Source organism: Sandarakinorhabdus sp. (assembly GCF_041689835.1).
Classification (GTDB): Bacteria; Pseudomonadota; Alphaproteobacteria; order Sphingomonadales; family Sphingomonadaceae; genus Sandarakinorhabdus.
Window position 1 is genome coordinate 1 of sequence record NZ_JBDNFM010000023.1, and the last position, 9,857, is coordinate 9,857.

At 65.8% G+C, this 9,857-nt stretch carries 10 protein-coding genes and 1 pseudogene; 3 read left to right on the plus strand and 8 right to left on the minus strand.

The genetic code is table 11. The features are described 5' to 3' along the window. The 4 genes from ACESL8_RS01035 to ACESL8_RS01050 all read right to left on the minus strand — a co-directional run. The coding region (locus tag ACESL8_RS01035) for a glycoside hydrolase family 3 N-terminal domain-containing protein (protein WP_372915005.1) at positions 1 to 683 on the minus strand (683 nt) is incomplete at its 3' end. After that, positions 683 to 1,528 carry an SPOR domain-containing protein gene (locus tag ACESL8_RS01040; RefSeq protein ID WP_372915007.1) on the minus strand — a complete coding sequence of 282 codons (846 nt, stop codon included), beginning with the start codon at positions 1,526 to 1,528 and terminating at the stop codon, positions 683 to 685. The genes ACESL8_RS01035 and ACESL8_RS01040, both read right to left, overlap by 1 nt. After that, positions 1,528 to 3,249: an arginine--tRNA ligase gene (gene argS / locus ACESL8_RS01045; RefSeq protein ID WP_372915023.1), complete on the minus strand. Its 1,722-nt coding sequence runs from the start codon at positions 3,247 to 3,249 to the stop codon at positions 1,528 to 1,530. Before argS ends, ACESL8_RS01040 begins: the two co-directional genes overlap by 1 nt. Positions 3,250 to 3,289: 40 nt before the next feature. Continuing rightward, on the minus strand, positions 3,290 to 3,934 hold the full coding sequence (locus ACESL8_RS01050) for a J domain-containing protein (RefSeq protein ID WP_372915010.1): 645 nt from the start codon (positions 3,932 to 3,934) through the stop codon (positions 3,290 to 3,292). Positions 3,935 to 4,127: 193 nt separating this feature from the next. Here ACESL8_RS01050 and ACESL8_RS01055 point away from each other — a divergent pair, with 193 nt between their 5' ends. Then, positions 4,128 to 4,562 (plus strand): globin, encoded by a 435-nt coding sequence (locus ACESL8_RS01055; RefSeq protein ID WP_372915012.1) that lies wholly within the window; start codon positions 4,128 to 4,130, stop codon positions 4,560 to 4,562. Positions 4,563 to 4,583: 21 nt separating this feature from the next. On the opposite strand, the gene ACESL8_RS01060 is transcribed toward ACESL8_RS01055, so the two are convergent. The 4 genes from ACESL8_RS01060 to ACESL8_RS01075 form a co-directional block, all read right to left on the minus strand. Then, complete coding sequence (locus tag ACESL8_RS01060; protein WP_372915014.1) at positions 4,584 to 4,772, minus strand: hypothetical protein; 189 nt, start codon at positions 4,770 to 4,772, stop codon at positions 4,584 to 4,586. A gap of 269 nt (positions 4,773 to 5,041) precedes the next feature. Then, on the minus strand, positions 5,042 to 5,248 hold the full coding sequence (locus ACESL8_RS01065) for a cold-shock protein (protein ID WP_022680866.1): 207 nt from the start codon (positions 5,246 to 5,248) through the stop codon (positions 5,042 to 5,044). Between the two features lie 238 nt (positions 5,249 to 5,486). Then, positions 5,487 to 6,317, minus strand: a complete 831-nt coding sequence (gene cpaB / locus ACESL8_RS01070; protein WP_372915017.1) for a Flp pilus assembly protein CpaB — start codon at positions 6,315 to 6,317, stop codon at positions 5,487 to 5,489. 160 nt (positions 6,318 to 6,477) lie between these two features. Beyond that, complete coding sequence (locus ACESL8_RS01075) at positions 6,478 to 8,220, minus strand: acyl-CoA dehydrogenase (protein ID WP_372915019.1); 1,743 nt, start codon at positions 8,218 to 8,220, stop codon at positions 6,478 to 6,480. A 50-nt stretch (positions 8,221 to 8,270) separates the two neighbouring features. Here ACESL8_RS01075 and ACESL8_RS01080 point away from each other — a divergent pair, with 50 nt between their 5' ends. Together ACESL8_RS01080 and ACESL8_RS01085 are read left to right on the plus strand one after the other, a co-directional pair. Further along, the gene (locus tag ACESL8_RS01080; protein ID WP_372915021.1) at positions 8,271 to 9,221 is read left to right on the plus strand and encodes an L-threonylcarbamoyladenylate synthase; all 951 of its coding nucleotides are present in this window, start codon (positions 8,271 to 8,273) and stop codon (positions 9,219 to 9,221) included. A 135-nt stretch (positions 9,222 to 9,356) separates the two neighbouring features. Next, a pseudogene (locus tag ACESL8_RS01085) lies at positions 9,357 to 9,857 on the plus strand (D-aminoacylase); the annotation flags it as partial.

Here is a 9,857-nt window from a genome sequence, read left to right on the forward strand (position 1 = left end):
AGGGTGGCACAGCGCGCAGCATCCAGCGCGGTGTAGGTGATGTGCGCCGTCATCGCCATCGGCGCATCGGCCAGACGGCGGAACGGTTCGAAATCGCGCTCCAGATCGTCACGGCTGGTGGTGACCACCGGCAGTTCGAGATGGCTGTCGGCGCGGGCGCGGCCGTGGCCGGGGATATGCTTGATCACGCCGCAGATGCCGCCGGCGCGGAAGCCATCGAGCACGGCCTTGCCCAGCGCCGATACCACCATCGGTTCGGCGCCAAAGCTGCGATCGCCGATGATGTCGTGCCCCCCCGGATCGCGCACATCGAGCAGCGGCAGGCAATCGACGTTGATGCCCAGATCCTTCAGCATCGCCGCCAGCGCCAGCGCATTCAGCCGGCAAGCCTCGATCGCAGTGATCGGCGCCTTGTCATACAGCAGGCCGAAACGTTCACCGGTGGGAAACTCCGGCCAGTGCGGCGGCCGCAGCCGGGCAACGCGGCCGCCTTCCTGATCGATCAGAATCGGCACGTCGCGCCCGGCCAGATCGCGCAGCGACGCGGTGAGCGCGCGCACCTGATCAGGGTTGTCGATGTTGCGCTTGAACAGGATATAGCCGGCGGGATCGCTGCTGCGGAACAGTGCGATTTCTTCATCCGACAGCGCCAGCCCGGCGAGGCCAAGAAACAGCGGCTGCATCATTTCTTCACTTCGCAGGCGCCATTGGCGGCGAGGATTGCCTGGCAGGCAGCATCGGCATCGGCGGCGTTCCCGCGCACCCGCCATAGCGTCTTGCCGCTGGACGAGGTTACTTTCTCGATGCGTTTGCCGGTGAGCCCGCTTTTGCCGGAAACCCGCGTCCATTCCTCTTGCGCCTTGGCCTCGCTGGAAAAGGCACCGATCTGCACAGTGGCGGACTGGCCGGGCGCGCTGGCCAGCTTGGCTGCGGCGGGCAACGGCATCGGCTTGGCTGCGGGTGGCTTCACTGCGGCTGGCTTCACGGGCGCGGGCTTTGCGGCCACTGGCGTTGGTGTTACGCGCGCCTGGGCAGTGCGAGCGGGCGCAGCAGCAGCAGACGGCCCAGCGGGCAACACCTGCACCTGTACAGGCTGGCCGGCGGCAGCGGGCGGCAGCGGAGCAGGCGGCGCTGGCACACCACCGCCAGCGGGCGGCAGCAGATCGCGCGGGCGGCCCATCGGCTCTTCGGGCAGAGCGTTCATGTCGATCACGGCGCCCAGGTTTTCGCCGCGCACTGCTTCGTGGATCACCTCGCCGTCGCCCTGCACATCCATGCCCTGGCGATCGGCGGGCGGCACCTTGAAGGGGCCAGCATCAGCCTCGATCAGCGGCGCCTGGGCTGCTTCCATATAGCCCTGACTTGATCCGCCATCGCGCCGGCCGAGCAGCATGAGCAAGGCCACGGCAGCGACGGCACCCAGCGCCAGCACGGCGATGACAGTGTTGAGGACGGGACGCTTGCGCGGCCCGGCACGCAGCGGCGCGGCTTCGGCCAGCCAGGGGGCGTCTTCATCTCTCTGCGCCATCAGTGCAGCTCCTGAGCGGCGGCCACCCCGATCACGGCGAGGCCATTGCTGATCACCTGCCCCACTGCGCGCGCCATCGCCAGCCGTGCCGCCGTCAGATCGGGACGCTCGGTGAGCACAAAGCGCCGGGTCGCATCATCATTGCCGGCGTTCCACTGGCTGTGGAAGGCAGCGGCCAGATCGCCCAGGTAAAAGGCGATGCGGTGCGGTTCGCGCGCGTCGGCGGCCTGTTCGACGATGCGCGGGAAATTCGCCGCCATCTTCACCACAGCCAGTTCATCGCCATCGAGCAGCGTCAGGTCAGGCTCGGGCAGCGCGGCCCCGGCTTCCACAACCTTGCGGCCCAAGGATGCGATCCGGGCATGGGCGTATTGAACATAGAATACCGGATTATCGCGGCTTTGCTCGACCACTTTGGCGAAATCGAAATCCATCATCGATTCCGGCCGCTTGCTGAGCATGACGAAGCGCACCACATCCTTGCCGACTTCCTCGATCACTTCGCCCAGCGTCACGAAGGTGCCAGCGCGTTTGGACATTTTTACCGGCTCACCGGCGCGCAACAATTTGACCAGATTGACGATCTTGATGTCGAGCGGCACGCGGCCATCCGAAAGCGCCTTTACCGCCGCCGTCATCCGCTTGACATAGCCGGCGTGATCGGCGCCGAAGATGTTGACCAGCGCATCATGGCCCCGGCTCAGCTTGTCCCAGTGATAGGCGACATCGCCGGCGAAATAGGTCCAGTTGCCGTTGGATTTCTGCATCGCGCGGTCTTGGTCGTCGCCAAAATCGGTCGAGCGAAACAGGGTTTGCGGGCGCGGTTCCCAATCGTCGGCGGCATCGCCTTTGGGCTTTTCCAGCCCGCCTTCGTAGATGAGGCCCTTGGATTTCAGGGTGCCTAGCGCGTCCTGCACGCGCGTGCCCAGCGAGGCTTCGGAAAAAAACACCGATTGCTCGATGCCCAGCAAGGCCAGATCGGCGCGGATCCGCACCATCATCAGCGCCACAGTGCGGGTGCGGAAGTTCACCAGCCATTCGGATTCGGGTGCGTTCACATAGGCATCGCCATATTCGGCAGCCAGCGCGGCGCCAACCGGCACCAGATAATCGCCGGGGTAAAAGCCTTCGGGGATGCTGATGGCTTCACCCAGCGCCTCGCGGTAGCGCAGGTGGGCCGAACGGGCGAGCGTATCGACCTGGCCGCCGGCATCGTTGATGTAATATTCGCGCGTCACTTCCCAGCCGGCAAATTCCAGCAGCCCGGCCAGCGCGTCGCCCACGACGGCGCCGCGGCAATGGCCCATGTGCATCGGCCCGGTGGGATTGGCGGAGACATATTCGACATTGATGCGCTTGGCGGCGCCCACCGCGGAGCGGCCATAATCGGCGCCGGCGCCGAGCATGGCGCTGATCTGCGCGTGCCAGACGCTGTCCGCCAGTTTGAGGTTGATGAAGCCCGGGCCGGCGACGTCGGCGGCGGATATGCCGGGTTTGGTGCGCAGATTGGCCGCCAGCGCTTCGGCCAGCGCACGCGGATTGAGGCCTGCCGGCTTGGCCAGCACCATCGCGGCGTTGGTGGCCAGATCGCCGTGGCTGGCGTCGCGCGGCGGTTCCACCGTCACATTGGCGAACGACAGTCCGGCTGGCAGCGTGCCGGCCTGTGTCAATTCATCCAGCGCGCCCTTCAGAATCGCGGCATAGTCGGCAAACAGGTTCACGAGGTTCAGCTTTGCATCAAGAAAAGGCACTGCCCGTTCCCTAACGCCAAGGCGCGGCGGCGTCTATCAGCTTGGGCCCCCCGTCCCGGCAGGCGGCCACGGCATCCCGCGGCCCTGCGCGTGGGCCCTGGCTGAACTGGGCGATGCGCAGCTTTTCGTGTGCCACGCTGCGCGAGGTGCTGATCACATGGTCAACCCCGGCGATGGCGATCGCCAGCGTGCCCTGATCGGCAATTTCGACCAGACCCTTTGCCTTGAGATACCAGGCATTGAATTCAAAGGCTTCGTCGGAACAATGCAACACATGTTGCAGTTCGTATGAATCCACGCCCGGATCCTGCGCGCGTTCGCGGCGACGCTTGTAAAGATACATCAGCGTTTCGACATGTTCATCTGCATCGGACAGCGCGGCGCGTTCCTCGGCACGGATCGTATCAGCGGCTGAAAACGAAAACCCGGTGTGGGCGCTGTACCGAACGTCATAGGCCTGGCGCTTGCCGTGATCCTTGAGCGCGCGGTATGCCTCGGTCACGTCACTCAACCCGCCCACGTCGGCGGTTTCGGGATGATCGGGATGAAAAATCTTTGCCAGATTGCGGTAGGCGATTTCCAGCGTGCGCGCATCGCATTCCGGGTTAACCTGCAGGATCGCGTAATGATCGACAAAGGTCCCAGCGCTGTCCACCGCAGCACCCCCCGATGATCATTGGCACGGCTCGACAAAACGAACGCAACCAACAAACGAAACACTTCATTAAACATCATGCCGCAATTTCTAACAGCTATTGATAAAGTGTTAGCTTTGGGTTCGTTTCCTTAAGCCTCTCGGGTCACCGGCACACTTGCCGCCGGCCAGCCAACGGCCCAGCATCAAGGCCATGACCCACCGTGACGCCCTCGAAGCCAGCCTCGAACTGGCCATCGCCCGCAACGGCGATCCGCAGCCAGCAATCTATGCCCGGCTGTTTGCGCTGCACCCGGCGATGGAGGCGGAGTTCTGGCGCGACACGTCCGGGCGCATTCGCGGCGAGATGCTGGCGCGCAGCTTTGAAATGCTGCCCGATCTGGCCGCGCCGCACGCGCCGGATGGTGGCCAAGAAATTCAGGGTTGGGGTGGGGCGTTTCTGAGTACCGAAGCGGTCACCCACGAGGCCTATGGCATCCCGCGCAGGGTGTTTGCCGATTTCCTGCCGATTGTCGCCGCCGTGATCCGCGATAGCTGCGGGGCCGGATTCACGCCCGCCATGGCGGCGGCGTGGAACACCGTGCTGGCGCGAGGGTTGGCCGTATTGGCGGGCCTGCCGATGCGCTGACCCGGGTGTTCAGGTCGGCCCTCAGGCCGGTGTGCGCTCGGTTCCGCGCTTGTCACGCTCGGATTGAGGGGAGGTTTCCTTGTCGGCGAGTAGCTGCCAGGCGGCCTGCGCGCGCAGGAACATCACGCGCTGGTTGTCCAACACGGCATCGGCGGCCGCGCGGGCGCACTGATCGATCTGGGTTGCATAGAACAGGCTGGTGGCGCGCATGCTGTGGTCCTTTTCGGATCACCGGCTGGGCCGGGCGGCTGGTCAACCAGCAGGTCGAGGGCCAGCCGGCGCAATTCGCTGCGAGACAGGGCCTGGGAAGGGCGATCGGGGCTGCAAGCGCCGCCTGCAATCGAACACAGGGTTGGAGAAAAGGAATTGGCAGCAACCCCGCGCGGGTGTTTTCCCGCCAGAAGGCAGGAACGACCGCCGCGCAGGGGCGCCTCGATCAGGTGGGCAGCGGCCTTGCGCGGCGCTGCCCACCCACCACTTTACGCGGCTTCGAGATTGACAGCCGAAGTCTTGCCACGACGATCGGTTTCCAGTTCGTACTTGACGCGCTGGTCCTTGTTCAGGGTGCTCATGCCAGCACGTTCGACGGCGCTGATGTGCACGAAGTTGTCATCGCCACCATTTTCCGGCGAGATGAAACCATAGCCCTTGTCGGCGTTGAAGAATTTTACGGTTCCGGTGATCATAATGTGTTTTCCTTTCGCGAAAACGAGAAACCCGGCCGCAAGCATACGGCCGGAGCTGGTAGCGCGAGAAAGGAAGAGGAGCCGTTTTGCCGGCATCAATTTCCGTCGCAGGCGACGATTAGCAAACTCTGCCTAGACGTGATTTGATGGAAAGTCAAGGTTGGACCAGACCATCACAAGACGAGACCGTCATCGACTAAAGCACGTGTAGCGGATTTTGGTGGCGTATCAATGGTCATCAAGGCAGCAAGTGGGTCTGGCTGGGCTCGCCGCCGCGCATCACGATCACGTTTCTGGCCGGCCGGGCGGCGGCGGGTGACCGCTCTGCCGGCGCCGCAGCAGGTTGGCTACCGGGCTTGCGCACCAGCCGGGTGATGGTGCCGTCGTTCAGGTCGCTCACCTGCAGGCTTTGTAGCCGGACGCCCTGCGTGTCGCTGAACTGGCGCAGGGCCAGGCTGATCTGGCCGGTAGCCATGGCGAGGGTAAGTTTTTGCGCCTGCGCCGGGGTGACTTCGAGCGTGGCGGTTTTCACCGCGCCGGGCTTGTCGCGGGCGATGTTCATGTCGCTTCCCACCGCCAGCACGAGCAGATTTTGCGCCACCAGTTCGGCGTGCGGAAGCGCCTCTTCGGGCTGGCGGGTCATGAACACATCGACGCGGTCGCCGGGCGTGACGAGGCCCGAAACGCCGCTCACCTCGTTCACTTCGACAGCCAACGCGCGCATCATCGGAGTCAGCAGCGGCGCGGCCGAAAGCCGGGTGGCGCCGGCCACCAGCGCCGCCTCGATCAAGACCTCACCCACCCCGATTTCGCGCATTGTGGTGCGGCCCGGGCCTTGCATCAATTGATCAATTCGCTGGAAACTGCCTTTGGGCAACCCTTGCGCCGGCACGTCGACGATTTTCAGCTTTTCCGGGGTCAGCTTCTCCCCAAAGCCGACAGCAGTGGCGGCCACCCCGGCCGGCACCATGGTGATGGCGGTGCGCTCCGCACCGATGCCGTGCTGTTGCGGCAGCGAACGAGCCACGAACATTGCCAGCAGCAGCAGCACGCCGCCGCTGATCAGCATTATCCGCGATCGCTGCGCCCCGATGTCATCACGATCGTTCCGCCCGCGCCGCAGCCAAGATCGCCGGGGCGGCAATCGAACCTGCCATGTGTCTCCCGCACCCATTGTACCGACTCCATCCGGAGAGGTTAACGGGCGCGAAGGTGGGCGAGTTTAGCGCCTAGGCAGCGGCCAGCCCGTCTTCGGGGATCGCATAAAGCAGAGCCGCGCCGCGCATGGCGCTGGCAGAAAGCGCCTGCACCTGCGGCAGCAGCTGTTCGGCAAAAAAGCGCGCGGTGGTGCGTTTGGCCGCGGCGAACTGCGAATCGGGGTGGGCGCGCGACGCCAGCGCCTGCCGCGCCAGCAGCCAGCCGCCGAGCGTGAGGCCCATCAGCCGCAGATAGGGCGCCGCGCCCGCAGCGACATCATCGGGGTTGTTGGCGCCGGCGAGCCAGATCGACGTGGTTTGCGCCGCATCCAACGCATCCTGCAGCCACGGGGTGATCAGCTTGAGTTCGGTATCTTCATCGAGATCGGACAGCGTGGCACGCACGTCGCCGAGCAGATCCTTCCAGTGCTGCCCGCCGTCCTGGTGCAGCTTGCGGCCGACAAGGTCCATCGCCTGGATGCCGTTTGTGCCTTCGTAGATCGGGGCGATGCGGGCATCGCGCAAATACTGCGCCGCGCCGGTTTCCTCGACATAACCCATGCCGCCGAACACCTGCACGCCCATGCTGGCGACCTCGACGCCGATATCGGTGGCCCACGCCTTGGAAATGGGCGTGAGCAGATCTGCCAATCCTGCCCCCGCCGCGTCGCCGGTGTGGGCGCGGTCGACGGCGGCGGCATTGAGATACACCAGCGCGCGCGCGGCTTCGGTGAGGGCGCGCATGGTCATGATGGTGCGGCGCACGTCGGCGTGCTCGATGATGCGCACCGGCTCTTTGCCGCCGCCGAATTTGGCCGACTGCACGCGGGTGCGGGCATAATCCAGCGCGTGCTGCATCGCGGCTTCGGCGATGGCGACGCCTTGCAGGCCAACCTGCACGCGGGCGTTGTTCATCATGGTGAACATGGCGCGCATGCCGCCGCCTTCGCGCCCGACCATCCAGCCGATGCAGGCGCCGTGATCGCCAAAGCTCATCGTGCAGGTGGGGGAGGCGTGGATGCCGAGCTTGTGTTCGAGGCCGACGCATTTGAGGTCGTTGCGGCTGCCGTCGGGCAGGAACTTGGGCACGAGGAACAGGCTGATGCCCTTGGTGCCGGGCGGGCTGTCCGGCGTGCGGGCCAGCACCAAATGGACGATGTTTTGCGCCGCGTCATGCTCGCCCCAGGTGATGTAGATTTTGGTGCCGCTGATGCGCCAGCTGCCATCAGGACTGGGCTCGGCACGGGATTTGAGGGCACCGACATCGCTGCCGGCGGCAGGCTCGGTCAGGTTCATGGTGCCGGTCCATTCGCCAGTGACGAGTTTGGACAGGTAGCGCGCCTGCAGTTCGGGGCTGGCGTGGGCGGAAAGCGCCTCGATCGCGCCTTGGCTGAGCATCATGCACAAGGCAAATGCCATGTTGGCGCTGGTGAGCTGTTCCTGCACCGCGACCGCCACCGCGAACGGCAGGCCCTGGCCGCCGTGGGCTTCCGGCACCCCCAGCCCGGCCCAGCCGGCCTCGACATATTGGCCGTAGGCTTCGACGAATCCGGCCGGCAGGGTGACGATGCCGTCGTTCAGCTTGGCGTGGGCCTTGTCGCCGCTCCTGTTCAGCGGCGCAAAGACGCCCGATGCCAGCTTGGCGGATTCAGCCAGAATCGCGTCCACCATGTCGGGCGTGGCATTGGCGTAGGGCGGCAGCGCGGCGAGGCCGGGCAGATCGGCGATGACGTCCAGCACGAAACGCTGTTCGGTGATGGGGGCTGTATAGGGCATGGTGCGGGTCTGGCCTTGGTCTTGCGATAATGCCGGTATAGACGCAGGCCATGGCCAGCAAAAGCCGCATCCTTGCGCCCGACGTCGCCGGCATTGCCGCAGCGGCCGCGTGCCTGCGCGCTGGCGGGTTGGTCGCGGTGCCGACCGAGACGGTTTATGGCCTTGCCGCCCGTGCCGACGATGGTGCGGCCGTGGCCGGGATTTACGCAGCCAAGGGCCGGCCGAGCTTCAATCCGCTGATCGTGCATGTGGCGGATATGGCGATGGCGCAAACGCTGGCGGTGTTTTCACCGTTGGCACAAGTGCTGGCGGAGCGGTTCTGGCCCGGCCCGCTCACGCTGGTGCTGCCGCGCCGGGCGGGGGCGCCGGTGGCGGCGCTGGTGACGGCGGGGCTGGAGACAGTGGCGCTGCGCTGCGCGGCGCACGCGGTGATGCAGGCGCTGGTGCGCGACGTCGGCCCGCTGGCGGCGCCATCAGCCAATGCATCGGGGCGGATTTCGCCGACGCGCGCGGCGCATGTGCTGGCGTCGCTGGCGGATGTGCCGGTGATCGATGCCGGGCCGTGCGCAGCGGGGGTGGAATCGACGATCGTGGCGGTGGAGGCGGAGGGTTGGCGTTTGCTGCGCGCCGGGGCGGTGACGGTGGAGGAACTGATGGCGGTGGTGAGGGCCCCTCTCCCGGGCCGCGCCGAAGTCGGCCCGGGAGAGGGGATCATCGCCCCCGGCATGATGGAATCGCACTATGCGCCGCAGCAGCCGGTGCGGCTGGAGGCGGTGACGGCGCAACCAGACGAGTTTCACATCGGCTTTGACACAGTGGCGGGTGATGCGACGCTGTCGGCCAGCGGCGACCTTGCGGAAGCCGCCGTCCGCCTGTTCGATCTGCTCCACACCGCGCAGGCGTCGGGGCGGGCGGGGATTGCGGTGGCACCGGTGCCGAACCATGGCTTGGGGCTGGCGATCAACGACCGATTGCAGCGGGCAGCAGCGCCGCGCGGATGACGCGCCACCCCTTTGTCGCCAGCGCCGCCGCCGCTTCGTCACGGATAGTGGCCATATCTTGGCTGAGTATATCGCAAAACCAATACAGCACGGCCTTGCTGGCAGCGGCTGCGCGCCATAAGCTTATCAACTTTCATGGGGAATCAGATCATGCGCACTCTGGCTGTTGCCGCTTTCCTGCTGGCCACCTCCGCGATTTCAGGCGGGGCTGGGGCCAAACCGCTGGTTCTCACCGGCGGCCTGATCGTCGATGGTTCGGGGGCCGCCCCTTATGCCGGCTGGCTGGCGATGGACGGGGACCGCATCACCGCCATCGGCAAGGGCGCAGCGCCGGGGCGCGTCACCCGGGGCGCGGCGGTGCGTGATGTGAAGGGCCAGGCGATTTCGCCGGGCTTCGTCAACATGCTGAGCTGGGCGACCGAAAGCCTGCTGGTCGACGGCCGCGCGCAAAGCGATATCCGCCAGGGTGTGACGCTCGAAATCATGGGCGAGGGCAATTCGATGGGGCCGCTCAATCCCGAAATGAAGCGGCTCGGCGCGGCGCGGCAGGACGATATCAAGTTCCCCATCACCTGGACGACGCTGGGTGAGTATCTGACCACGCTGGAGAAAAAGGGCATCGCCCCCAACGTGGCC